Annotated in this window: 21 protein-coding genes and 2 tRNA genes; 16 read left to right on the plus strand and 7 right to left on the minus strand. The window is 33.4% G+C overall.

The features are described from left to right. Positions 1-37: 37 nt before the first annotated feature. From topA to AC5ZCW_RS14965, 8 genes are all read left to right on the plus strand, one after another. Positions 38-2,566, plus strand: coding sequence for a type I DNA topoisomerase (gene topA, locus AC5ZCW_RS14930; RefSeq protein WP_496120701.1), 2,529 nt, complete (start codon positions 38-40; stop codon positions 2,564-2,566). A 6-nt stretch (positions 2,567-2,572) separates the two neighbouring features. Then, positions 2,573-3,724, plus strand: coding sequence for a formimidoylglutamase (locus AC5ZCW_RS14935; RefSeq protein ID WP_496120702.1), 1,152 nt, complete (start codon positions 2,573-2,575; stop codon positions 3,722-3,724). 262 nt (positions 3,725-3,986) lie between these two features. Then, on the plus strand, positions 3,987-5,381 hold the full coding sequence (gene porK / locus AC5ZCW_RS14940; protein ID WP_095928630.1) for a T9SS ring complex lipoprotein PorK/GldK: 1,395 nt from the start codon (positions 3,987-3,989) through the stop codon (positions 5,379-5,381). 56 nt (positions 5,382-5,437) lie between these two features. After that, a complete protein-coding gene (gene porL, locus AC5ZCW_RS14945) occupies positions 5,438-6,085 on the plus strand; it encodes a type IX secretion system motor protein PorL/GldL (RefSeq protein ID WP_008467092.1) in 648 nt (215 codons plus the stop codon). Between the two features lie 51 nt (positions 6,086-6,136). Then, positions 6,137-7,678, plus strand: coding sequence for a type IX secretion system motor protein PorM/GldM (gene porM / locus AC5ZCW_RS14950; protein ID WP_281631285.1), 1,542 nt, complete (start codon positions 6,137-6,139; stop codon positions 7,676-7,678). Between the two features lie 44 nt (positions 7,679-7,722). Further along, entirely contained in the window at positions 7,723-8,712 is a 990-nt protein-coding gene (gene porN / locus AC5ZCW_RS14955; RefSeq protein ID WP_177210776.1) for a type IX secretion system ring subunit PorN/GldN, read from the plus strand. A 179-nt stretch (positions 8,713-8,891) separates the two neighbouring features. Then, entirely contained in the window at positions 8,892-9,881 is a 990-nt protein-coding gene (gene porN, locus AC5ZCW_RS14960; RefSeq protein WP_496120796.1) for a type IX secretion system ring subunit PorN/GldN, read from the plus strand. A 75-nt stretch (positions 9,882-9,956) separates the two neighbouring features. Further along, a complete protein-coding gene (locus AC5ZCW_RS14965) occupies positions 9,957-11,030 on the plus strand; it encodes an NAD(P)/FAD-dependent oxidoreductase (protein ID WP_496120703.1) in 1,074 nt (357 codons plus the stop codon). Here the strand turns inward: AC5ZCW_RS14965 and AC5ZCW_RS14970 are convergent. Next, a complete protein-coding gene (locus tag AC5ZCW_RS14970; protein ID WP_496120704.1) occupies positions 11,011-11,394 on the minus strand; it encodes a DUF983 domain-containing protein in 384 nt (127 codons plus the stop codon). The two genes, AC5ZCW_RS14965 and AC5ZCW_RS14970, sit on opposite strands and share 20 nt — an antisense overlap. A gap of 436 nt (positions 11,395-11,830) precedes the next feature. Between AC5ZCW_RS14970 and AC5ZCW_RS14975 the strand changes: the two genes are divergently transcribed. Further along, a complete protein-coding gene (locus AC5ZCW_RS14975) occupies positions 11,831-13,753 on the plus strand; it encodes an ABC-F family ATP-binding cassette domain-containing protein (RefSeq protein WP_496120705.1) in 1,923 nt (640 codons plus the stop codon). 242 nt (positions 13,754-13,995) lie between these two features. Here AC5ZCW_RS14975 and AC5ZCW_RS14980 read toward each other — a convergent pair whose 3' ends face one another. After that, entirely contained in the window at positions 13,996-14,958 is a 963-nt protein-coding gene (locus AC5ZCW_RS14980; RefSeq protein WP_343542890.1) for an App1 family protein phosphatidate phosphatase, read from the minus strand. 61 nt (positions 14,959-15,019) lie between these two features. On the opposite strand from AC5ZCW_RS14980, the gene AC5ZCW_RS14985 reads away from it, so the two are divergent. Beyond that, complete coding sequence (locus AC5ZCW_RS14985; RefSeq protein WP_343542889.1) at positions 15,020-15,889, plus strand: diacylglycerol/lipid kinase family protein; 870 nt, start codon at positions 15,020-15,022, stop codon at positions 15,887-15,889. Positions 15,890-16,072: 183 nt separating this feature from the next. Here AC5ZCW_RS14985 and AC5ZCW_RS14990 read toward each other — a convergent pair whose 3' ends face one another. Both AC5ZCW_RS14990 and AC5ZCW_RS14995 read right to left on the minus strand, forming a co-directional pair. Continuing rightward, a complete protein-coding gene (locus tag AC5ZCW_RS14990; RefSeq protein WP_496120706.1) occupies positions 16,073-17,218 on the minus strand; it encodes a peptidogalycan biosysnthesis protein in 1,146 nt (381 codons plus the stop codon). A 117-nt stretch (positions 17,219-17,335) separates the two neighbouring features. Continuing rightward, positions 17,336-17,824 (minus strand): DUF1761 domain-containing protein, encoded by a 489-nt coding sequence (locus AC5ZCW_RS14995; protein ID WP_177210755.1) that lies wholly within the window; start codon positions 17,822-17,824, stop codon positions 17,336-17,338. A 180-nt stretch (positions 17,825-18,004) separates the two neighbouring features. Here AC5ZCW_RS14995 and AC5ZCW_RS15000 point away from each other — a divergent pair, with 180 nt between their 5' ends. Then, entirely contained in the window at positions 18,005-18,847 is an 843-nt protein-coding gene (locus AC5ZCW_RS15000; RefSeq protein WP_496120707.1) for a leucine-rich repeat domain-containing protein, read from the plus strand. A 260-nt stretch (positions 18,848-19,107) separates the two neighbouring features. Continuing rightward, positions 19,108-19,413 carry a hypothetical protein gene (locus tag AC5ZCW_RS15005; protein WP_177210753.1) on the plus strand — a complete coding sequence of 102 codons (306 nt, stop codon included), beginning with the start codon at positions 19,108-19,110 and terminating at the stop codon, positions 19,411-19,413. Between the two features lie 73 nt (positions 19,414-19,486). Here AC5ZCW_RS15005 and AC5ZCW_RS15010 read toward each other — a convergent pair whose 3' ends face one another. Beyond that, positions 19,487-20,686 carry an outer membrane protein assembly factor BamB family protein gene (locus AC5ZCW_RS15010; protein WP_496120708.1) on the minus strand — a complete coding sequence of 400 codons (1,200 nt, stop codon included), beginning with the start codon at positions 20,684-20,686 and terminating at the stop codon, positions 19,487-19,489. A gap of 105 nt (positions 20,687-20,791) precedes the next feature. Then, a tRNA-Glu gene (locus AC5ZCW_RS15015) sits at positions 20,792-20,863 on the minus strand. Positions 20,864-21,535: 672 nt separating this feature from the next. Between AC5ZCW_RS15015 and AC5ZCW_RS15020 the strand changes: the two genes are divergently transcribed. The 4 genes from AC5ZCW_RS15020 to AC5ZCW_RS15035 all read left to right on the plus strand — a co-directional run bounded on the left by AC5ZCW_RS15020 (position 21,536) and on the right by AC5ZCW_RS15035 (position 24,087). Then, on the plus strand, positions 21,536-22,033 hold the full coding sequence (locus tag AC5ZCW_RS15020) for a CAP domain-containing protein (RefSeq protein ID WP_496120709.1): 498 nt from the start codon (positions 21,536-21,538) through the stop codon (positions 22,031-22,033). Positions 22,034-22,226: 193 nt separating this feature from the next. Continuing rightward, on the plus strand, positions 22,227-23,027 hold the full coding sequence (locus tag AC5ZCW_RS15025) for an SDR family NAD(P)-dependent oxidoreductase (RefSeq protein WP_496120710.1): 801 nt from the start codon (positions 22,227-22,229) through the stop codon (positions 23,025-23,027). A gap of 94 nt (positions 23,028-23,121) precedes the next feature. Continuing rightward, positions 23,122-23,499 (plus strand): nuclear transport factor 2 family protein, encoded by a 378-nt coding sequence (locus tag AC5ZCW_RS15030; RefSeq protein ID WP_496120711.1) that lies wholly within the window; start codon positions 23,122-23,124, stop codon positions 23,497-23,499. Between the two features lie 57 nt (positions 23,500-23,556). Beyond that, the gene (locus AC5ZCW_RS15035; protein WP_343542877.1) at positions 23,557-24,087 is read left to right on the plus strand and encodes a DUF6985 domain-containing protein; all 531 of its coding nucleotides are present in this window, start codon (positions 23,557-23,559) and stop codon (positions 24,085-24,087) included. Between the two features lie 86 nt (positions 24,088-24,173). Here the strand turns inward: AC5ZCW_RS15035 and AC5ZCW_RS15040 are convergent. After that, positions 24,174-24,246 (minus strand) — tRNA-Met (locus AC5ZCW_RS15040). Positions 24,247-24,257: the final 11 nt, after the last annotated feature.

Here is a 24,257-nt window from a genome sequence, read left to right on the forward strand (position 1 = left end):
AAAAAAATAAATACTTTTGTTGCAGAAAAATAGAGCAATGGCAAAGAATTTAGTAATAGTGGAGTCACCTGCAAAGGCGAAAACGATCGAGAAATTTCTTGGGAGTGATTTTCAGGTGGAGTCAAGTTATGGACACATAGCAGACTTACCATCAAAGGAAATAGGAGTAGATGTAGAAAATGGTTTTAAACCTAAATATGAAGTTTCTCCGGATAAAAAAGCCTTGGTAACGAAGCTGAAGTCACTTTCTAAAAATGCCGAAACGGTTTGGTTAGCATCCGATGAGGACCGCGAGGGAGAGGCTATTTCATGGCACTTGGCGGAAGAATTAAAACTGGATACTAAAAAAACTAAACGTATTGTTTTTCATGAGATTACAAAATCTGCGATTCTCAAAGCAATCGATAATCCAAGAGAAATTGACTATAATTTAGTAAACGCACAACAGGCACGTCGTGTTTTAGATCGTTTAGTAGGTTATGAATTATCTCCGGTTTTATGGAGAAAAATTAAAGGAGGACTTTCAGCGGGTCGTGTACAGTCAGTTTCTGTGCGTTTGATTGTTGAAAGAGAACGCGAAATACAAAGTTTCAATGCAGTTGCAACTTATTCTATTGTTGCAGAATTTGTAAACGAAGCAGGAAAAGCTTTCAAAGCAAAACTTCCAAAAAACTTCAATACTAAAAAAGAAGCCGAGGATTTCTTAAATCAAAACATCGGTTCTAAATATAAGGTAGCCGATTTAGAAACTAAACCTACCAAAAAATCTCCAACAGCACCTTTTACAACTTCTACGTTACAGCAGGAAGCAGCAAGAAAATTATACTTGCCAGTTGGAATTACCATGCAGTTAGCACAGCGTTTATATGAAGCCGGGCTTATTACTTATATGAGAACCGACTCCGTAAACCTTTCTAAAGAAGCAATGGATGCTGCACAAGCAGAAATCATAAAATCGTACGGGAAAGAATTTTCTAAACCGAGAACTTTTGCTAACAAAAGTAAAGGAGCACAAGAAGCGCACGAAGCAATTCGTCCGACAGATATGTCTCGTCATACGGTAAATATTGACCGTGACCAAGCTCGTTTATACGATTTGATCTGGAAAAGAACTTTGGCTTCGCAAATGAGCGATGCACAGCTTGAAAGAACAAACGTAAAAATTGAGGCTGATAATCATAGCGAGATCTTTACAGCTTCTGGAGAAGTATTGCTTTTTGAAGGTTTCTTAAAAGTATATTTAGAAGGTCATGATGACGATGAAGAGGAGCAAGAAGGAATGCTTCCAGCTTTAAAAGTAAATGAGAAACTAGCAAATAACTATATTACAGCTACAGAACGATATTCAAGACCGCCTGCACGTTACACTGAGGCATCTCTAGTTAAAAAATTAGAGGAGCTTGGAATCGGACGTCCGTCAACTTATGCACCAACAATTTCTACAATTATCAATAGAAATTATGTTGAAAAAGGAACTCTTGAAGGTGTAGAGCGTAATTATACACAGCTTACTTTGCAAAACAGTAAAGTAGGAGAAAAAGTTCTAAAAGAAAATACAGGTTCAGATAAAGGAAAATTGGTTCCTACAGATATCGGAACTATTGTTACTGATTTCTTGGTAAAGAATTTCGGAAACATTCTAGATTATAATTTTACTGCAAAAGTTGAGCAAGACTTTGATGAAATTGCCGAAGGAAATATTGACTGGGCAAAAATGATGCAGGATTTCTACAATAAATTTCACCCAAATGTAAAAGAAGTTGAGGCAAATGCTGAACGTGAAAGTGGTGAAAGAATTTTAGGAAAAGATGCAGATGGAAGACAAGTTTCTGTTCGTCTAGGGAAATTTGGTCCAATGGCTCAAATTGGAGAAGCAGACGATGAAGATAAGAAGTTTGCAAGCTTGATGGCAGACCAGAATATTGGAAATATTACACTTGAAGAAGCTCTGAATTTGTTCTTGCTTCCAAAAAGTTTAGGAGAATATAAAGGTGAAGAAGTTGAAGTAAACAATGGCCGTTATGGACCTTATGTTCGTCACGGAAGTGTTTTTATATCATTACCAAGAGGAGAAGATCCGCTTAATGTTTCTAAAGAAAGAGCTCAGGAATTAATTGACGAAAAAGCACTTGCTGATGCGCCAATTGCAGTTTACAAAGGAGAAGCTGTTCAAAAAGGAGTGGGGCGTTTTGGACCATTCATTAAATGGAACGGACTTTTTGTTAATGTGAGCAAGAAATACAATTTTGATAATCTTTCTCAAGCTGATGTTGAAGAATTGATTGAAGATAAACTTCAGAAAAACATTGATAAAGTTATTCATAACTGGGAAGAAGAAGGAATTGTAGTGGAGAAGGCCCGATGGGGACGTTCTGTGATTCTTAAAGGTAAAATCAAAATTGAATTAAGTAAAGATGTTGATGCAACAAAATTGACTCTGGCTCAAGTTCAAGAAATGATTGCTGCTAAGGCACCTGCGAAAAAAGCGCCTGCAAAGAAAACTGCAGCTAAAACAACAACAGCTAAAAAAGCTCCAGCTAAAAAAACAGCTGCTAAAAAGAAATAAATATAGATGGAATTTGATTTTCTAGAACCAGTTAATGATGCAATTGTAAGATTCGTCGGAGGACTGTCTTCACAAGAGCTTGGGAGTAAAATAGTTTTTCATACTCAAGATCAGTTTCCTGATATTGCGCAAATAAATATTGCTATAATTGGTGTTTTAGAAGACCGTACAAACATCAATATGATTAACGAAGTTAATCTTTCTGCTGTACGTAAAAAGCTTTATAGTATGTTTCCAGGTAACTGGGATGCTTCGATAGCAGACCTTGGAGATATACTTGCAGGCGATTCTGTAGAGGATACTTATTTTGCATTAAAGAAAGTTACAGCTGCATTAATCAAGAATAAAGTCATACCTATAGTCCTAGGAGGTTCTCAGGATTTGACCTATGCTTTGTATCGTGCTTACGATGATTTAGAGCAGATGGTTAATTTGGTTGCAGTAGATAATAAATTTGATTTTGGTAAAGAAAATGAGTCGGTTTCTGCTAACTCTTACCTTACAAAAATTATTATTGATGAGCCTAACAATCTTTTTAATTACTGTAATATAGGATATCAAACTTATTATAATTCACAAGAAGAAATTGACTTGATTGAAAAGTTGTTTTTTGATGCTTATAGATTGGGTGAAATTTCTAATAAAATAACTTTGGCAGAGCCAGTTTTTAGAGATGCAGACTTGGTTAGCATAGATTTGAATTCTGTAAAATCTTCTGCTTCAGCTAATATGGTTACATTTGAGCCAAACGGATTTAATGGAAAAGAGATTTGTGCTTTGGCTAGATATGCTGGTATCAGTGATAAAGTTTCTTCTTTTGGAGTATTCAATCATAACAGTACATTGGCCGAATCGGCTATTATTTCTCAGATTGTATGGTATTTTATTGAGGGGTATCATTACCGCTCGAAAGAATATCCATTTGGAAGCAGGGCCAATTATTTAAAATATATAGTTCCATTGGAAGATGAAGAACTGATATTCTATAAAAGCGATAAAACTGACCGTTGGTGGATCGAAATTCCATATGAATCAAATGGCAACAATAAATTGAAAAGAAATACGTTATTACCTTGTTCTTACGAAGAATATTTGTCGGCTTGCAATCAAGAATTGCCAGAAAGATGGTGGAAAGCGCAACGAAAAAACGCATTATAGAACGAAAATTTAAGTGAAATCTTAAAATTTTGAAACCTGTTTAAAAAGGTTAAATTTAATTAGTAGGAAAATTTTTCTAATATATAAAAATTAACGTTTTACATCGATTTTTTAGAACAGTTTATCGATAAAATATTTTTTTTTTATTTTATTTAACATTATTTTTGAACGGTAAAATAAATTCGCAAGTAGTATTGTTTTTTAGATAAATAATAAATACGTTTACGGACTTTTAATAATGAATAGATAATCCCAAATTTATATGAAGAAGTTTATTGCATTTGCAGCAATGTTAACACTAGTAATCGGCTGTGGTAAGTCTGGTGACAAAGGTGAATTAGTCGGTGTTACAGGAGGGAAATGGCATCCCGAGAAGCCTTATGGAATGACATTAGTTCCGGGTGGATCTTTTATTATGGGTAAATCAGATGCTGATTTAGCTAACGTGGAAGATGCTCCAACTAAAACTGTAACTGTTCGTTCATTCTATATGGATGAAACTGAGATTACAAATAGTGAGTATCGTCAATTTGTGGAGTGGGTAAAAGACTCTACAATGAGAGTTCGTTTAGCGATCTTAGCCGACGAAACTGGACAGAAAGCTACTGATGGAAAAGGTAAAAAAGGCGGAAGTATTGCTGATTATGCTTTTAACGACTCTGATCCAGAAAAAATGACAGCTTATGATAAATACATGTATGATAACTACTATAGTGTTGGTACAAAGGATGATCCATATGCTGGAAGAAAATTAAACAGAAAAGTAAAATTAATTAAAGATACTAAAGCTTATCCAGACGAGTATTACGCTGAAGTAATGGATTCTATGTATTTACCAATTGAAGAATCATACAATGGTTTAAGAACAATTGACGTAAATAAATTGAAATTCCGTTATTCTTGGATGGATATTCAAGCTGCTGCAAAAGCTAAAGTTGGAAAAAGAAGTGACTTCGTAAAAACTGAACAGGTAAATGTTTATCCTGATACTGCAGTTTGGATTAAAGATTTTGCTTACTCATATAATGAGCCAATGCATAATGATTATTTCTGGCACAAAGCTTATGGAGATTATCCAGTAGTGGGTGTGACTTGGAAACAAGCTAAAGCATTCTGTGCTTGGAGAACTTTAAACAAAAACAGCTACATTAAATCTAAGAAAAAAGGACGTGACTTAGTAAACTCTTTCAGATTACCAACTGAGGCAGAATGGGAGTATGCTGCTAGAGGAGGTCTGGAGTCTGCTACTTACCCATGGGGAGGTCCTTATACTAAGAGTGATAGAGGTTGTTTCTTAGCAAACTTCAAACCTAGTAGAGGAGACTACGCTGCTGACGAAGCACTTTATACAGTTGAAGCTAAATCATACGATGTAAACGGTTATGGATTATACAATATGGCAGGAAATGTTTCTGAGTGGACAGATTCGGCTTATAATCCAAACGCTTACGAATATGTATCAACAATGAATCCAAACGTAATTGATGGTAAAAACCAAAGAAAAGTAGTTCGAGGTGGTTCTTGGAAAGACGTTGCTTATTTCCTACAGGTAAGTACACGTGACCACGAATATGCTGATTCTGCAAGAAGTTATATCGGATTCAGAACTGTACAAGATTACATGGGTACTCAAGTTACAGGAAACAGAAAAAAGTAATTTTATAATTTTATCAATATCCAACAAATCTATTTTAAACCTAAAAAAAAAGTATTATGGCATTATTAAGTAAAAAAGCAATGAATTTCGCTTATGGTATGGGAGCGGCAGTGGTAATCGTTGGAGCGTTATTCAAAATTACTCACTTTGAGATTGGACCATTAACAGGTACAGTTATGCTTTCAGTAGGATTAGTTACTGAGGCTTTAATTTTCGCGCTTTCTGCTTTCGAACCAGTTGAAGAAGAACTAGATTGGACACTAGTTTACCCAGAATTAGCTAACGGACAAGCTAGAGAGAAAAAAGCTAAAGCTGAAACTCCAACTGACGCTCAAGGATTATTATCTCAAAAATTAGATACATTATTAAAAGAAGCTAAAATTGACGGTGAATTAATGTCAAGTTTAGGAAACAGCATCAAAAACTTCGAATCTGCTGCTAAAGGAATTGCTCCAACTGTAGATTCAATCGCTGGACAAAAGAAATATTCTGAAGAATTATCTGTTGCAGCAGCTCAAATGGAATCATTAAACAGCTTATATAAAGTTCAATTAGAAAGCGCTTCTAGAAATGCTGAGGCTAACAAAGAAATCGCTGAAAACGCTTCTAAATTAAAAGAACAAATGGCGTCTATGACTGCAAACATTGCTTCTTTAAACAGTGTTTACGGTGGTATGCTTTCTGCAATGAGTAACAAAGGATAATTAGTTTTTAACTAATATTAAATTTATTAATAAAGAACTAATTAGAAAAAAATGGCAGGAGGAAAATTAACCCCTAGACAGAAGATGATTAACCTGATGTATCTGGTTTTCATCGCGATGTTAGCAATGAACGTATCAAAAGAAGTTATTTCTGCTTTTGGTTTGATGAATGAGAAGTTTGAAGGTGCAAACACTACTTCAACAGAAACAAATGCAGGTTTATTAACATCTTTAGATCAAAAAGCTGCTGAAGCAAAAGGAGAATTCGCTATTGCTGCAGTAACAGCTCACAAAGTTGAAACAATTACAAAAGAATTTTATGATTATATAGGTACTCTTAAAGCTCAGGCTGTTAAAGGTTTTGAAGTTGATAAAGCAACTGGAAAAATGCCTTACGAATCTATGGATAGAGGAGATAATATCGACGACTGGTTTACAGGAGACGGTTACACTAAAAAAGGTAACGAAATTATTTCTAAAATCGAAAAATATAAAGCTGACATTAAAGCTGCTTTAGGAACAGACAAAAAATACGCTGCAATTATTGCGGAAGTTGAAAAGAAATTTGATGTTTCTGATGTTAAAAACAAAGAGGGAATTAAAGAAAAATACTTAGCGTACCACTTTAAAGGATTCCCTGCTATCGCATCTGCTGCTAAACTTTCAGCTTGGCAAAATGATGTTAAAAAAGTTGAAACTGACGTTTACAACAGTGCTTTAGGTAAAGCTGCGGTTGCTGCTGCTTCTTACAGCAACTATCAAGCAATTGTTGTTTTAGATAAAAACGCTTATTTCCAAGGTGAAAAAGTTACTGGTAAAGTTGTTTTAGGTCGTTATGACGAAAACACTACACCAACTTCTTTCCAAGGTCCTGGACAAATTGTAAACGGACAAGCTGTTATCTCTTTAACTGCTGGTGGAGTTGGAGAACAAGATATCAACGGACAATTTACTTTCTTAGAGGATGGGAAAAATATTCCTTTAAAATTCTCTGGAAAATATGTTGTAGTTCCAAGACCAAACGCAGCTACAATTTCTGCAGACAAAATGAACGTAGTATATAGAGGAGTTGTTAACCCAATCTCTGTATCTTTCGCTGGTGTTGATGCAAACAAAATTGTTGCAAGTGCTCCAGGATTAGCTTCAGCTGGAAAACCAGGAAAATATAATATGAGCCCAGGTCAAGGTACTGAAACTACAATTTCTGTAACAGGTACTTTACCAAACGGTGACAAAGTTACTGATAAGAAAACATTTAGAATTAAAGGTATTCCTGGTCCAACAGGAACAATTAGAGGTGAGATGGGAGTTGTTAAAGGTCCTAAATCTAACTTAGAGATTGCTACTATTGGGGCGAAACTTCTTGATTTTGATTTTGAAGTTGGTTTGGATGTTGTTGGATTCAATATGAAGATTGCTGGACAGCCTACAGTTGTTGTTACAGGAAACAAAATGAATGCACAATGTAAACAAGTACTTTCAAGAGCAGGTAAAGGAGACCAAGTTACTATTTCTGAAATTAAAACTAAACTTGTTGGAGCTGGTAGTTATTTATTGCCAAGAACTGCTCCAGTAATTTACGAAATACAATAATAAAGTAGTGCAAACTACATTCAATATCTTATAACGATACGACGATGAAAGTAAGAAATTTTTTAATAGCTATTGTTTCTATCGCTGGAGGTTTTGCTTCTCACGCGCAATCTAATTTGCTTAATGCTAAAACACCTGCACAGATTGGACTTAAAACACCTGCTCAATTAATCTCTGATAATGATAAGCCATTAGCTTATGGTTATGTAGATGATAGAGATATCTTGATGGGAAAAACTACATGGGAGATTATTGATTTAAATGAAAAAATCAACTTTCCAATGTATTTTCCGGTAGATACAGCTAATATTGGTCCTAACAGACGTTCTCTTTACGACGTTTTAACTAAAGCTATTAAAGGTGGGAAAATTACTGAAGTATATACTGATAGTTATTTCAACACTAAAAAATCTATGAAAGACATCGAAGGATCATTATCTCGTATTGATACAACAGATGCAGGTAGAGAGTTGATCAACCAATATCCTGATGACTATAAATCACGTGTTGTGAAGAAAAAAGTAGTTTCTGGTAAAGGTAAAAACAAATCAGTTTCTTATGTAGAAGAAACAGTTGGACCAACAAGAACAGTTCCTGCTGAATATATTTTGAAACAAGATCTTACGGCTGCAGATGTTACTCAGTATAAAATTAAAGGATATTGGTATTTTGATAAACGTCAAAGTGAATTAAAATATCGTTTGCTAGGAATTTGTCCAGTAACTCCAGACGTTTATACAATGAATAGTGATGAAAAGGATTATATTGAATTGTTTTGGGTATTCTTCCCAAATGCCAGAGAAGCACTGCATGAAGCAAAAGCGTTCAATGACAACAATTCAGCTCTTCCAATTTCATTCGATCAGATTTTAAATTCAAGACGCTTTAACGCTGTCGTTTACAAAGAAGAAAATCTTTATGGAGACAGAGCAATTAGTGATTACATGAAAGACAATGCACAAAATCAGTTGTTAGAATCTGAAAGAGTGAAAGAGAAAATTCGCAATTTTGAACAAGATATGTGGAATTACTAAGTTACACATAATCAAATATTTAAAAACTCTTACTACATTTGTAGTAAGAGTTTTTTTTATGTTAAAAAGTTTCAAAAGCAATTTGATTTAAATTAGTATTTGATTCTCTTTTAGTTGTGTAGGAAAAATAACAATATTTATAATAAAATTTCGTTTAATGTTCTGTAAAATTTATCATGATGAAAGTAAGAAATTTATTAATTGCTATTGTTGCTGTTCTCGGGAGTATGACTTCTAATGCTCAGTCTAATTTACTTAATGCCAAAACTGCCGATCAGATAGGGTATAAAACACCTGCTCAAATGATATCTGATAATGATAAACCTCTAGCATATGGTTATGTTGATGATCGAGATGTTTTGATGGGTAAAATGGTTTGGGAAATTATTGATTTAAACGAAAAAATCAATTTTCCATTATACTTCCCTGTTGATACTGCGAATATTGGTTCGGATAGACGTTCGCTTTATGATATTTTAACCAAAGCAATCAGAAACGGTAAGATTACAGAAGTTTATACAGATAGTTATTTCAATACTAAAAAGACTTTAAAAGACATTCAGGGAGCTTTATCTCGAGTTGATACAACTGATGCTGGCCGAGAACTAATTAATCAATATCCTGACGATTATAGAACGCGTGTTGTTAAGAAAAAAGTGGTTACTGGTACGGGGAAAAACAAGAAAGTCAATTATGTTGATCAAACTGTAGGGCCAACTAGAACAGTTCCTGCCGAATATATTTTAAAACAAGATCTTACGGCTGCAGATGTTACTCAGTATAAAATTAAAGGTTTTTGGTATTTTGATAAAAGGCAAAGTGATTTAAAGTACCGTCTGCTAGGAATTTGTCCAGTAACTCCTGATGTTTATACCATGAATAGCGATGAAAAAGATTATATAGAGCTATTCTGGGTTTTCTTTCCCAATGCTCGAGAAGTACTTCATGAAGGAAAAGCTTTTAATGATCAAAATTCGGCACTTCCGATTTCATTCGATCAAATCTTAAACTCAAGACGTTTTAATGCTGTAATATACAAAGAAGAAAATGTTTATGGCGATCGTGAGATTAAAGATTATATTAAAGATAATGCACAGAGCCAATTATTAGAATCTGAAAGAGTAAAAGAGAAGATTCGTAATTTTGAAGAAGATATGTGGAATTACTAAGTTTGTAAACTAAATTATAAGAAAAACTCTTGCTACCTTTGTAGTAAGAGTTTTTTTTATTTTATACACTTCACAATGCTTGATTATTTAATCGTCGGATCTGGATTGGCTGGAATTTCTTTTGCCGAAATCGCCCTAAAAAACAATAAATCTATTTTAGTTGTTGATGACAAATCTCAGAATTCTTCGAGAATTGCTGGCGGTTTGTACAATCCAGTGATTTTGAAACGTTTCAGCGAGGTGTGGAATGCCAAAGAACATTTGGTTCTAATGAATGAATTTTATGAACAGGTTGAAGACAAGCTGCAAGAGAAATTCAATTTTAAAATGCCAATTCTTCGAAAATTTTTTTCAATAGAAGAACAGAATAATTGGTTTGCAGCTTCTGATAAAATAAACTTAGCCCCTTTTTTATCAACGAAACTAATTACTAAGAAATATCAAGGAATCGATTCCCCTTACGATTACGGAGAAGTTTTACATACGGGCTACGTTAAAACTGGACAGCTATTGGAAAGTTATAAAGCCTACTTAAAGGAAAATAATTTGCTTCTTGAGGAATCTTTCCATAGTTCTTTCTTAGAGATTCTTGATTCGGGAATTCAATATAAAAATATTAAAGCTCGCAATATCATATTTGCAGAAGGTTTTGGGTTGCACAAAAATCCTTATTTTAATTATCTGCCTCTGGATGGAACAAAAGGTGAACTGTTTTTAATAAAAGCGCCAGATTTGAAATTGGATTTAATTGTTAACACCAGCGTTTTTATTCTGCCAGTAGGAGGTAATTTATTTAAAGTTGGTGCTACTTACAATTGGCACGATAAAACAGATCTTCCTACCGAAGAAGGAAAACAAGAACTTTTAGATCGTATTAGAGAAATTATTACCTGTGATTTTGAAATTGTAAAGCATTTTGCTGGAGTTAGACCAACGGTTGCTGATAGAAGACCTTTGGTGGGTACTCATGAAGCTTATCAATCCATTCATCTGCTTAATGGATTAGGGACACGTGGTGTAATGCTTGGACCGGCTTTAGCCAAAATGTTATATGACAATATCGAAAACGGAACCCCGATAGATCGTGAAGCTGATATAAAACGCTTCCATAAAAGATATTTAAAATCTCTTACTCCTGACCGGCCTTAGGATCGTACGATACGAACATATTGATGTATAAGTTTCTTGAAAGACGCAGTACAAAAGGAAACAATACAACTAATGTTAATATGATTGTAATAAAAGATTGCTCGATTGTGGCTCCAAAAAAGACAAAAGAAACAATAAAAGAAGCAATTCCGACTGCAACATTTAATCCGTAGCTTACATACATGGCGCCATAAAAAAACGAAGGTTCAATTTGGTATTTAAATCCACAGTGGCTGCAATGTTCATTCATTTTGAGAACTTTGCTTAAATGAAGCGGATTTTTATCTTCATACATGCTTTCTTTTTGGCATTTCGGACAACTTCCTGTTATTATGCTATTTAGTTTGGAACCTCTTTTAAACATTTAAGTAAGTTTTATAGTCTTTAATTCACCTCGATTGTATTTGGATACCAGTGTGAACGGGAAAAATTATTTAGAGCAAATATAGGGTATTTTCAGGCTTTAAGCTACTAAATTAGGATAAAAACTTACCGCTTATATTGGTTTGGTTTTGGGGATCTTTCTAACTTATACAATGTTTCTTTTTTTTCTAAAATTCATATAAAGGCATATTCCCAATGCAATTTTTTTTGGCTTAACTAAAGAAGTAAAATTACGAATTAGATAAAGTTTTTAGTTTTTGAATTTTGCAAAAGCTATTGTTTTTCAGTGCCAAAACTTCAATTAAAAGTTATACTTTTGCACTTTCAAAATTGTAACGGGATAATTCGCTTGTTTACAGTTTATTTATTTAATGATAAAAAAGGTTTTTTAGCCTTTATATTTACAGCAATACATTATGCTTAATATACACAATCTTTCTGTTTCTTTTGGAGGAACCTATTTATTTGAAGAAGTTACTTTTCGTTTGGGGGCTGGTGACCGTGTAGGTCTTGTTGGTAAAAACGGAGCTGGTAAATCTACAATGCTAAAAATGCTTGCAGGAGATTTTAAACCAGATTCTGGAGTTATTTCTCAGGAGAAAGATATTAGAATGGGTTTCTTACGTCAGGATATTGATTTTGAACAAGGAAGAACCGTTTTAGAAGAAGCGTATGAGGCTTTTACAGAGATTAAAGTTGTAGAGAAAAAACTAGAAGAAATCAATCATCAATTGGTTACTAGAACCGATTATGAAAGTGAAGAATATGGGCAAATCATTGAAGATTTATCTGATTACACACATCGTTTTGAGCTTCTTGGAGGTTACAATTATGTGGGAGACACAGAGAAAATTCTTTTAGGTCTTGGTTTTAAAAGAGAAGTTTTCAATAACCAAACAGAAACATTTTCTGGTGGATGGAGAATGCGTATCGAATTGGCTAAACTGTTATTGCAATCCAATGATGTATTGCTTCTGGATGAGCCTACTAACCACTTAGATATCGAAAGTATCATTTGGTTGGAGAATTTCCTTCGTAATTATCCTGGAGTTGTGGTAATTGTTTCGCACGATAAAATGTTCTTGGATAATGTAACGAATAGAACAATCGAAATCTCTTTAGGAAAAGCGTATGATTTCAATAAGCCATATTCTCAATATTTAGAGTTGCGCCACGAAATTCGCGAAAAGCAATTGGCAACTCAAAAGAACCAGCAGAAAAAGATTGAAGAAACAGAAAAATTAATCGAGAAATTCCGTGCAAAAGCTTCTAAAGCTTCTATGGCGCAATCGTTGATTAAAAAATTAGATAAAGTAGAAAGAATCGAAGTAGATGAAGATGATAATTCGGTAATGAATATTTCATTTCCAGTTTCAAAAGAACCAGGAAAAGTAGTTATTGAAGCTGAACATGTAACAAAAGCTTACGGAGATAAAACGATTCTTAAAGATATTAGTTTATTGGTAGAAAGAGGAAGTAAAATTGCCTTTGTTGGTCAGAACGGACAAGGAAAATCGACTTTTATTAAAGCTCTAGTAAACGAGTTTGAATACCAAGGAAATATCAAATTGGGACATAATGTACAATTAGGATATTTTGCTCAAAATCAAGCTGAATATTTGGACGGAGAAATCACTTTACTGCAAACAATGGAAGATGCAGCGACTGATACAAACCGAATGAAAGTTCGCGATATGTTAGGTTCGTTCTTGTTTCGTGGAGATGATGTGGAGAAAAAAGTTAAAGTACTTTCTGGAGGAGAGCGTAACCGTTTGGCACTTTGTAAACTGTTATTGCAGCCAATCAACGTGTTGCTTATGGATGAGCCAACGAACCACTTGGATATTAAATCTAAAAACGTTTTAAAAGCCGCGCTTCAAAAATTCGGCGGAACTTTATTGTTGGTTTCTCACGACAGGGATTTTCTTCAAGGAATGTCAAATATTGTTTACGAATTTAAAGATCAAAAGATTAAAGAATATTTAGGAGACATCAACTTTTTCTTAGAACAGCGTAACCTAGAAAACATGCGCGAAGTAGAGAAAAAAGATGTGGTAAAAAATGCACCTGCTCCGAAAGAAAAAGAGACTAGTAAATTGTCTTACGAAGATCAGAAGAAAGGAAAAGCACTTCAAAACAAGTTAAGCAAGATCGAAAGTCAGATTCAGCAATTAGAAAAACAAATCCAGCACGACGATAAGATGTTAGAAACCAATTACGACAAACATATCGAAGATGCATCATTTTTTACAGCTTACAATAAAAAGAAACAAGATTTAGAGCAATTGTTAATCGACTGGGAAGTTGTTTCAGAAGAAATTGAAGGGATGAATGCTTAATTTTTTTGTTTCAAGTTTCAAGTTTCAAGTTGTAATCTTAAGAGGTAAATTTAACCGCAAGGCACGTTAAGTTTTTTGTAGTTTGCATGCAATGTAAAAAGTTCGCAAAGCTTTATCGATAGATAGCTTTGCGAACTTTGCGTTTTATAAAAGCTTATAAAAACTTAACGTGCCTTGCGGTTAAATATTTATTCAGTTCAAAACTTGAAACTTGAAACTTGAAACTTGAAACTTGAAACAAACTACTTAATAATCCCAATCGATCTAGAATGTTCAATCGCTTTGCTGCTGTCTCTAAAATAGCAAACAGAAACATTCAGGCTTTCTAAATTTTGCAGAATCTTTTGAACTTCTTTTTTGGGAGATTTACCAGTTTGTCTAATATAAACCGCAACAACGGTAACGGGAAATATTTTGCAAATTCTTTCGTAAAGTATTGGATCATGCTGTGAATCATCGCCCATTAAAACATATTTTAAAGTTGGGTAAAACTCTACAACATGTTTAATTTTTTCGTATTTATGATCATGATTTCCTCTTCCGCTCATAAAAAAATCAGTAATTCCTCTTTTGATATCTTTTAGTAGAAAAACCGCTTTTGGCAGTTTGTTGATTCGTGTGAATTTGGCAATAAATCGGTATAAATTCCATTCACTGCTAGAAATATAGAAAAATGCATTTACTTCTTCGGTATTATTTCTTCCAGCAGAACTTAATGCTTGGTAATGTGCTACAACATCATTAAAAACTTTACGATCGTTAACGTTTTTGAACAATAAAATATAAATTTTTCTAAAGATGTTATTGGTGTGCGAAATCAAAAAAGTATCATCAATATCTGATATAATTCCTAGTTTCCCTTTATGAGGTCGTATAAAGCTGCCTTTGCAGGTTGTGGTTTCATTTTGGTATTTTAAGCTTACTTCGTAAGGCATCCATCCAAAATGTGTTTCTTTTTCTAGTGGAATACAAAAGTTAAAGTACCCGTCGTCTAGTGTTTTGGTATGAATTATTTCGTTGTTGTAATGAAGATATACGTCAAAATTTTTGATGGTTTTTATTCTGAACAATTTAAGGATCGAAGTGGCATTTTTTAATTTCCTGTTCTCAAAATTGTATTTGTGTTCCCTTTTAAAAACATGCCCCATTACAATTAACTCTTGTTCATTTGCATAACCGCGATATAATTGTAGAATTGGTTTCATTAATTACGTATATTTATGTAACTGTAAATTACTTAATTTAATTGGTTTTAAAAATAAAATTTTGAAAAAGAATATTCTGTTTGTGGTAAATCCTATTTCTGGAGACTTAGATAAATCTGATTTGATAGATGCTGTAGAAGAGTTTGCTGTAACTAATCATTTCGATTTGAAAGTGTATGAGACTACAGGGAAAAATGATTTAAAAGCAATACAATCTTTATATAACGAATCGGAACCAGAACGAATTATTGTTGCGGGAGGCGATGGAACCATAAAAATGGTGGCTGAAGCTATGGAAAATCAAGATGTCATAATTGGAATTTTACCAGCTGGCTCTGCAAACGGACTTTCAGTCGACTTAAATCTTCCGACAGGAATAGAGGAGAACCTTAAAGTAGCCTTTTTGCACCATTATATCGAAATGGATATGATTTGCATTAACGGTAAAAAAAGCATCCATTTAAGCGATCTTGGATTAAATGCCAATCTGGTTAAAAATTACGAGCAAAGCGATGTTCGTGGTTTTTGGGGCTATGCATTGCAGGCTTTTACGACGCTCAAAGAATCTGAAGAACCTTTCGTTGCAACTATTTCAGCAAATAACAAAACGGTCGAGCATGTGGCAAGAATGATTGTAATTGCCAATTCACAGAAATATGGAACAGGTGTAATTATCAATCCGAATGGCGCTATGAATGATGGGAAGTTTGAGCTGGTGATTTTAAAGAGCCTTGATCTGCTTCTGATTGGAAAAATAATTACGGGAAATATGCCAATTGATTCTGATGATATTGTAATTATCTCGACCGATAGAGCTGAAATTAAAACAGATTATCCCGTTAATTTTCAAATTGATGGTGAATATTGCGGTGCGCAGACTTCGTTAGAAATTCATATTCTGCATAAACAGATGAAAATTGCTGTTCCGTGATTTTATTGAAGAAATATTAGTGTTGAATTATGTCGCTCCGCTGGAGCTTTTAAGCCTTCTGAATTATACATTTTCTAAAATTATTATGCTCCTAACGGAGCTTTTTTTTAGCTCTGGAAGAGCGAAATATGTATAGAAAAATAAGCTGTAAGACAAAAAAGCTCCATCGGAGCGACACATTTTTTATTTAAACGGATTTCTCTCCTGCCATTCTATTTTTGGTTCCAAATAATTGAAAAATCTAGAAATGTTATGATTAATCAAAGCGTTGCTGTGCGTAATTAAACCGTACATTTTTACAGGTTTTGCTCCAACAGAACTTTTGATTTCTAGAGCGGTTCTGGCAAAAACAATTTCGTGGAAACCTTTTTTGATAGAATACGCAATCATATCGTAAAGCATATTTAAATACAGCATTTTTTCACGCTGCACACCTTCGTCATAGCCTAAAAAATAGGTGTCCATTACATCTCCATTTTTTATTAAAGTATTGAAACCGATTAGTTTTTCATCCAAGAAATAACCGTACAGAAGAAAGTTTTCTCCCATTATTTCTTTAAAAAAACTAAAATGATTGCGAGCTAGAAAAAAAGTGTTGAAAGGCGCATTTTTGGCAACATGAAAATAAAGATCGTAAATAACATCTTCATATTGTTTAATATCAGAAAGTGACATTTGCTGTTTTACAATTCCTTCCGATTTTTTTCGTGCGCGTTTGTATTGATCTCGATATTTTTTGGACAATGCATCAATATAATCTTGTTCTGATTTCCAATTTTCATTGATTTTAAAAATCATATTGGGTTGAGTAGAAAAAGTATAATTGTTTTTGAATTCAGCTTGAAGCGGTTCGATTTCTTTCGCAGTAAAATCTTTTATGCTTGTAATGTGAACTTTTCTTCCGCTTTCTTTTAAATCTTTTTTTAGCTGGTTAATCGCTTTATGAAGTGTTTTAATTGCTTTGGATTCTTTGATTGTTTTATCAAAAATAAAAGCATTTTGTCCTGTAAGCATATTATTTCCGACGAATAAAACATGCGAAGCAAAATTCTTTAAAGCAAAATTACGCACCGAAGTTTTTAAACATTTATCGCGTTCTCCAAATGACTCGAGTTTTTCTGCAAATAAGAACTGTGTTAACGCAATTCCGATTAACTTTTTCTCTTCAAAAAGACCGATAAAATGGCAAGTCATATTTACCGGACAAGAGTTTTCCAGCACTTCGAGATATTCGCGTGTCAAAAAAATGTTATTTGCTGCAAGCGAGTTCCATTCTACAGGCAGTAATGATGCGCTTTTGTAAATCTGGAAAGAATATGTTGTATTCAAAAGAGTGAGCTAATTTCTTCAAAATTAGAGAATATTTATAATAACTAAAGGGGTTTAAGTTATTATTAAGAAAACCCGTTTGAGATTATTCTTCAAACGGGTTTTTTATAAATGATATTAAGCAAATCCGCAAATGATTCCCCCCATAAGAGTTAGAGTAAGAATCCAGTATCCGCTATGGATGAAAATATATTTCCAAGATTTTCTTTCAAACAAACCATTGATTCCAATTAACGGAAAAGCAAAAAATAGTCCCGACATAAAGCCGTGAAGCGCCCCATGCTTAAAAGTTCTGTAAGCCATTCCGTAATCTGCCATAAAAGCTGCAAAAGAAGGTTTTGCGCTATCCATTAAAGGAGGTCCGCCAACCATTCCGATAGCTCCAGACTGATGAATAGTAAGAGACATTAAAGTCATTGTAATCATTAAAGAAAAAATATACGTAAGTCCAAAGATTTTAAGCATATTCCCTTTTCTTAACTCTTCTTGAGTAAGATTATTTTCTTTCATCCAGATGGTTCCGAATACTTTTGGGCTGTACCAGATAAAACCAGTTACGAGTGTGACAATGGCTGCAATGAATAAAGCAACGAAGTTAATTTGCATAATGTGAGGTTTTTAGAATTAGTTGATCAAATGTAGTCAAAAAAAATGCAGGTTTTTAAAAATATTAAAAAGTAGTATAAATCTTACAGGTAAAATTTTTATTAACAGTTTGCCGATATTTAGTGTATTTTACCTACGAATTGTATATTTTTACCCTTATAACAAATCCCCAAATCTGTTATGAAAATTGTATTTACTCTTTCTCTATTATTTGCTTTTTCGCTAAATGTTTTGGCAGATGCTGTTTCGGATAAAGAAAAAGAAGCGCTTATAAAATTGTATCATGCAACAAATGGTTTGCAATGGAAAAATAAATGGGACTTAAGTCTATCTGTTTCTACCTGGTACGGTGTAAAAGCTGAAAACGGAAAAGTTGTTGCATTAAATTTGGCAGACAATAATCTACAAGGAGAATTGCCCGAGGCTTTTTACGATCTTATAAATTTGGAATCGCTCAATTTGGAAAAGAATAAAATTGAAGGAGGTTTGTCTTCTTCCATTTTTAATCTAAAAGAATTGGAAACGCTTAATATTGCCGATAATAAATTGTCAGGAACAATTCCGTCTTCGATTTGCCAATTGACAAAATTGAAAGATTTGGAGCTTTTTATGAATAAGATTTCAGGAGAGCTTCCGTCGGAAATTGGAAAGCTGAATCAGTTAGAGATTTTAGCTGTTTGCCATAATGAGATAAACGGAAAACTGCCTGTTTCGATTTATAAAATCGCTGGTCTAAAAGTATTGCTTCTGAATAATAATAAGCTGTCGGGAAATTTGACAAATGAAATTATTAATTGGAGTGCGTTGGAGAATTTTAGTTTATTTGACAATGAATTTTCGGGCGCGATTCCGCAAGAAATTGAAAAGCTTGGCAGTTTGGGAGAATTAAATCTTTCGTACAATAAATTTACAGGCGAAGTTTCAAAAAAGACAGCATTGTTAGATGCTTTAAATATGACCATGATGGACGAAAACGGAAATCCGTTTTTATTAGAAATAAACCAAGAAAATAAATTACAATAGTTACCCAAAATTAATCGATGCTTATGAATGAATTTTACACTCGTTAAACAAGTTGATTAAATATATTTAGTTAATTGCCAAAACCGTAACTATGTTACGGTTTTATGGTTTCTAGAGGTTTTGTCTTTAAAAAAAATAACATTTAATTTAGAATTGAATTCTTTATGTTTGTCTAAAATTTTATAACTTTAATAAAAGTATCCGGAGAACCAAAAACCGATTAATCAGCGGTATTACTAATTACTTAATAAGAAGAAATCATGACACTACAATATCAAGGTGAGCAGTACGGAAAACCAACAACTTTTACAATTAGAATTATTGGAAATAACTTGTCAAAAAGCAGTTCAAACTACCAGATTGATCTTTTGGTGGGCGACAAAAAACTGCCAACTTTTACAAGCGAGATTCATCAAAGTCTTTCTAATTGCCTGAAAGAAATTTACTTGTTTAGAAAGCACAACGGAATCACATTCAATGAATCAACAGAGAAAATAGTTTCGCTTTATGTTCCTTATGATGTAGTTTTGTTTAACTACAATAAATATGCTTTGTTTAGAGCATAAATTTTTCTCAAAAGAGGATAAAAAAGACCATTTGAAAAAATGGTCTTTTTTTATTTCAAAAAGCAAGAAGCTCTTATCGAATTATCTTTAAATAGGCGCTATAAGCGTCATCTTTAATAGAAGTACGCATGTAGTATACGTTTTCGTCTTTTTCTTTTAAATCAAACTGAATTAAGCCTGCATCACAATAATAGTAAAGCAGGTTGTCGTCGGCAGGAAATTCAATATTAGAAATAGGCAGTGTAGTTAATTTTTCTTCAAAAGCGATTTCTCCATTAGATAAGTCCAATTCAAAAAGTTTCTTTTTGCGCGTATATCCCCAAAGATTATCAACTTCTTTTACTATGTATTCTACATTATCGCCTTTAAAATCTGTTTTCCAAAGCTGTGTTCCTGTTTTAGAATCTACAGCGTAAATAGATGAAACTTCAGGACCTTGTGCCGCAAAATATAATTTTTTGTCGTGGCATACTATGCGTTCTTTAACGTTGTTTTGGTTTTCGTCTATTTTAAATTGCCATAAAACATCTAAGCTGTTTGGTTTTAAAGCATAAAGCCAATTTTTGTCACCCGCTATAAAAACGCTTTCGCCATCTGTAACTGGTTTTCCAGTCATGGTTTCGTCAAAGCTTTTTTGGTAAAGCAGTTTTCCTGTATTAGCTTCAAAACAATACACATTGTTTGCGCTTTGGGTAAAGATCTTATTGTCGAAAAATAGTGGCTCAATATCGTTATTTGGAGTGTCTAATTTGTAGTTCCAAGCCAAGCTTCCATCTTTTAAGTCCAAAGCATATAAATTACTGCTCTGATTCTGATTTTGGGCAGTGATAAAAAGTTTTCCGTTAGCTATAATCGGAGTCTGATCTTTTAAAACAATTTGGTCTGTAATGTTTCCTATTCTAGATTTCCAGAAGATAGTACCCGTTCCGTTATCTACGGCATAAATTTCCCCATTAATAAACGGAATATATACAACACCATCGTGTATGGTTATTTTGTTGGCACACATCTCTGTGTGGGCGTCTGAAGCTTTTACGGTCCAAACAATGCTTTCTACTTCTAAATCCCATGAAAAAAGCGAACCGTCGTAATCGTAAATTAAAATTGAGGAATCATCTAGAGAAATCTTTTTAAGCGGTTTTAGAGACTTGTTAGTAACAGCTTCTTCTGTAGGTAATTTACTGTTTGTGTAATTGGTTTTGCTGGCGGGCGCTTGTCCAGACATATTTGCAAAGGCGAATACAAATAAAAGGGCTATTAATTTGTGTTTCATTTTAAGATTTGGGTTGATTTTTTGATTGTCTTTTTTAAAACATTTAACGGAGTAAATATAAACAAAAAAAGCTCCAGATTTCTCTGAAGCTTTTGTCTTAGTAAGTAGTCCGTGGGGGAATCGAACCCCCCTTACCAGGATGAAAACCTGGCGTCCTAACCGATAGACGAACGGACCTGCTTTGCTATTGCGGGTGCAAAAATGCAACTATTTTTGAGATGTACAAAGGATTTTGAGAAAAATTTTTAATTTTTTTTGATTGGAAATTGTTTTAGCTGATTATTTTTCCAGTTTTAATTAAGTTAATGTGTGTGTATTTGTTTGATTAATAATTTGTTGTTTTATGTGTATGAAAAGAAAAGGTTTGTTTTTTAATGGCAAAATATTTTTTACAAATATTAAGCAATTTTTATTTTGAAAGAATAATCTTGTGGTTTTTGCTAAGGAAATGAAAGGTCAAATTAGGATAATAATTGTTTCTGCTATTCTAACAGACGAATTTGACTGGATAAATATCGTTCCTTATTTTTTATTTGTGTCCTTATACATTTGCCTGATAATAAAAAAGTATGATTATGAAATTATTACAAAAAGGTTTTGTTATGTAAACTATAAAGGCAGTTCATTTTTTATACTATTATTTGGTTTGATTTTAAGATCAAGTTTGTAGTGAGAATTTTTTAAGTACTTCGTTTGTAGTTGATTTGCTTTGTTTTTTTAAGTCTTATTGTGTTGTTTTTTAGTCTTTAATAGGGGTTTTGTTGTTTTTCGTAATCTGAAATTTGCACCATAAATAATGGATTTAAAAACAAAGCTTTTGTATTACAACATAAGCAATATGAGGTAAAAATGAAAAAAACATTGCAAAAAGGATTATTGATAGCATTTATCTTTATTATAAATGCTTGTTCTGCTGATTCATCTGAAGGGATGGAAACAAATTATAAAGATGAAATTATGGCGGATTATACTTATAATTCGGTTGAATTGGAAACGATGAAATTATTAAATGATTATAGGATATCAAAAGGATTGGATTCTATACAAGTAAAAGATTATCTTTCTTTCAAAGCTGAAGAACATGATAATAATATGATCGAAAGCAATTTGGTAAGCCATAATGATTTTGTAAGTCGATCTGAAGATATAAGAAGAGTATTGGGAGCAAAAAATGTAAGCGAAAATGTCGGATACAATTATCAGTCCCCAGAAGGTGTTTTAAATGGATGGTTAAATAGTCCAGAACATAAAAAAAATATTGAGGGAGATTTTAATTATTTTGGCATTTCTATGAGGGTAAGTCCTGACGGTAAAAAATATTACACTAATATTTTTGCAAAAATTTAGAAGCTTCATGCTTTCCAATGCATTCAACTGAAAAGTTGCAAAAACGACTTTGCGTTTTTTTTAATTTTAAATATAGAATTTCTCTCACTAATTTTAACGTTCCATTCGTGGGTGTACGAGTGTGAAAGTCTTGTTTTTGTTTTTATCTGGTTTGTTATGAAGAAGTTATATCTTTGAGATAAATGTTGTAAAAATGACAAAAGCAAAAGAAGAAGTAATATGGATAACAGGTGCTTCATCTGGCATTGGAAAATCAATGGCTCTTGAATGTGCAAGATTAGGGTATAAAGTGGTTCTTTCTTCAAGGCGAAAAGAACTGCTGGATGAAGTTGCTGATTCGATTAGAGATTCAGGTGGAGAAGCGCTAGTGATTCCGTGTGACATAATGGAAGAAACTTCTATTGAAAATGCAGTCCAACAAATCATTAAAGAGTGGGGACGTTTGGATGTGGTTGTAGCCAATGCTGGTTTTGGCATTTTTGGAAGTATTGAAAACCTAACAGCCAAGGATTGGAACAGGCAATTGCAAGGTAATGTTACAGGATTAGCTTTAACTGTAAAATATGCACTGCCACATTTAAAGAAAAATAAAGGGAGAATTGGTTTGGTTGGAAGCGTCGGCGCTTATCTTCCTAATCCTAATGTAGGTGCATACGGTGCTTCAAAAGCGGCTGTAAACTCTATTGGTCAAACTTTGCAGGTTGAATTAATGGGAACGGGCGTGAGCTGCACTACAGTGCATCCTGGATTTGTGGTTTCGGAAATTGCAAGAATAGATAATGACGGAATTTGGCATCCTGAACAGTCAGATCCGCGACCGTCAAATTTAATGTGGCCTACAGATAAAGCTGCAAAAGTAATGGTAAAGGCGATTTTAAAACGAAAAAGAAATTACATCTTCACAGGACACGGCAAACTAGCCGTATGGTTACAAAGATGGTCTCCTGGCGTAATGAGATCTATTATTTCAAAAGGCCCAAAATCAGATTTGTAAGTAAAAAGTTTAGAATTAAATCTATGTTAAAAGAGCTGCTTTATTTCAATATTAATGTGAAATTTGTGAAATGTCTAATTAATAACGAGATAATATGGAAGGACAAATTATAGAATTGGAAAAAAAATACTGGCACGGAGTTGAAAATAATAACTATGAAACGGTAAGAAATCTGACACTGTTTCCTTGCATAGTTGCCGGAAAAAACGGTATTCAAAGTATCAGCGAAGCTGATTTCAAAAATATGTTCGATTCTGGGCAAACCAATAAAATAAAAGTGCTGAACATCTATGATGTAAAAGAAAAGTTAATTGCCGAAAATACTGCTGTAATAGGATATCGCCTCGATTTTGAGATAGTAGATCAAAATCCAAAAATGCCTATAAAGTGTGTTTGTACATCTACTTGGATTAAAGAAAATAATAAGTGGGGGTGTGTAATGCATACCGAAACAGAACTGGAAAAAAAATAGTAGTCTAATATATTTCAAATTTAGAAAACAATTTAATCCAAACTTTAAAAACTATAAATGGGCGCACAAGAAACGTTTGATGAATGGCATAGAAGAGAATATCCAAGTCAATATATTTGGGAGAATTATACCTATCCAAACTTCGGAATTAGCGATGACCAATTAGTGTGCAGATTGCCAATTAGAATTTTTAATTGTGATGATTGTCAATTAATAATTGATAATGAAGAGATTTCAGAAACTCATAAATCAACAATCGATTCTATTCTTAAAAATCAAGAATCATTTATTAAAGACATCCGAAAAGGTATTTTTGATTATTACACATTTCTATGGAACGATTATTTGAATGAATTTGAAGACGACATAAAATATCCTAATCCAATAAATAATGATGCTCAAATTATTGATTCAATGATAAAGCCGAAAGCAATTTATATGGCAGGAAAAATAGATGAAGGTTATTTTGGAATCTGTTTCAATTCTACATTTGAAGGAGATCACGGACTTGGGATAGAAATGAGGAATTATAAAGTGAAAAAGGTAGGGGCTGAATCTGTCGGATTCAATTTGCACTCTGTAGAATAATTTGACACAACGAATATAAAAAGTTTTAGAGAAATTCTAGAAAACAAAAAAGCTTCAGAGAGATCTGAAGCTTTTTTGTTTTCTAGTAGCGGGAACAGGACTCGAACCTGTGACCTTCGGGTTATGAGCCCGACGAGCTGCCTACTGCTCTATCCCGCGATGTTTCGGGT

This window comes from Flavobacterium sp. PLA-DH12, from assembly GCF_059511845.1.

Bases quoted from the DNA above. Each gene is read 5' to 3' on its own strand.
- topA (WP_496120701.1), top strand. From the start codon at position 38: ATGGCAAAGAATTTAGTAATAGTGGAGTCACCTGCAAAGGCGAAAACG.
- AC5ZCW_RS14935 (WP_496120702.1), top strand. From the start codon at position 2,573: ATGGAATTTGATTTTCTAGAACCAGTTAATGATGCAATTGTAAGATTC.
- porK (WP_095928630.1), top strand. From the start codon at position 3,987: ATGAAGAAGTTTATTGCATTTGCAGCAATGTTAACACTAGTAATCGGC.
- porL (WP_008467092.1), top strand. From the start codon at position 5,438: ATGGCATTATTAAGTAAAAAAGCAATGAATTTCGCTTATGGTATGGGA.
- porM (WP_281631285.1), top strand. From the start codon at position 6,137: ATGGCAGGAGGAAAATTAACCCCTAGACAGAAGATGATTAACCTGATG.
- porN (WP_177210776.1), top strand. From the start codon at position 7,723: ATGAAAGTAAGAAATTTTTTAATAGCTATTGTTTCTATCGCTGGAGGT.
- porN (WP_496120796.1), top strand. From the start codon at position 8,892: ATGAAAGTAAGAAATTTATTAATTGCTATTGTTGCTGTTCTCGGGAGT.
- AC5ZCW_RS14965 (WP_496120703.1), top strand. From the start codon at position 9,957: ATGCTTGATTATTTAATCGTCGGATCTGGATTGGCTGGAATTTCTTTT.
- AC5ZCW_RS14970 (WP_496120704.1), bottom strand. From the start codon at position 11,394: ATGTTTAAAAGAGGTTCCAAACTAAATAGCATAATAACAGGAAGTTGT.
- AC5ZCW_RS14975 (WP_496120705.1), top strand. From the start codon at position 11,831: ATGCTTAATATACACAATCTTTCTGTTTCTTTTGGAGGAACCTATTTA.
- AC5ZCW_RS14980 (WP_343542890.1), bottom strand. From the start codon at position 14,958: ATGAAACCAATTCTACAATTATATCGCGGTTATGCAAATGAACAAGAG.
- AC5ZCW_RS14995 (WP_177210755.1), bottom strand. From the start codon at position 17,824: ATGCAAATTAACTTCGTTGCTTTATTCATTGCAGCCATTGTCACACTC.
- AC5ZCW_RS15000 (WP_496120707.1), top strand. From the start codon at position 18,005: ATGAAAATTGTATTTACTCTTTCTCTATTATTTGCTTTTTCGCTAAAT.
- AC5ZCW_RS15005 (WP_177210753.1), top strand. From the start codon at position 19,108: ATGACACTACAATATCAAGGTGAGCAGTACGGAAAACCAACAACTTTT.
- AC5ZCW_RS15010 (WP_496120708.1), bottom strand. From the start codon at position 20,686: ATGAAACACAAATTAATAGCCCTTTTATTTGTATTCGCCTTTGCAAAT.
- AC5ZCW_RS15020 (WP_496120709.1), top strand. From the start codon at position 21,536: ATGAAAAAAACATTGCAAAAAGGATTATTGATAGCATTTATCTTTATT.
- AC5ZCW_RS15025 (WP_496120710.1), top strand. From the start codon at position 22,227: ATGACAAAAGCAAAAGAAGAAGTAATATGGATAACAGGTGCTTCATCT.
- AC5ZCW_RS15030 (WP_496120711.1), top strand. From the start codon at position 23,122: ATGGAAGGACAAATTATAGAATTGGAAAAAAAATACTGGCACGGAGTT.
- AC5ZCW_RS15035 (WP_343542877.1), top strand. From the start codon at position 23,557: ATGGGCGCACAAGAAACGTTTGATGAATGGCATAGAAGAGAATATCCA.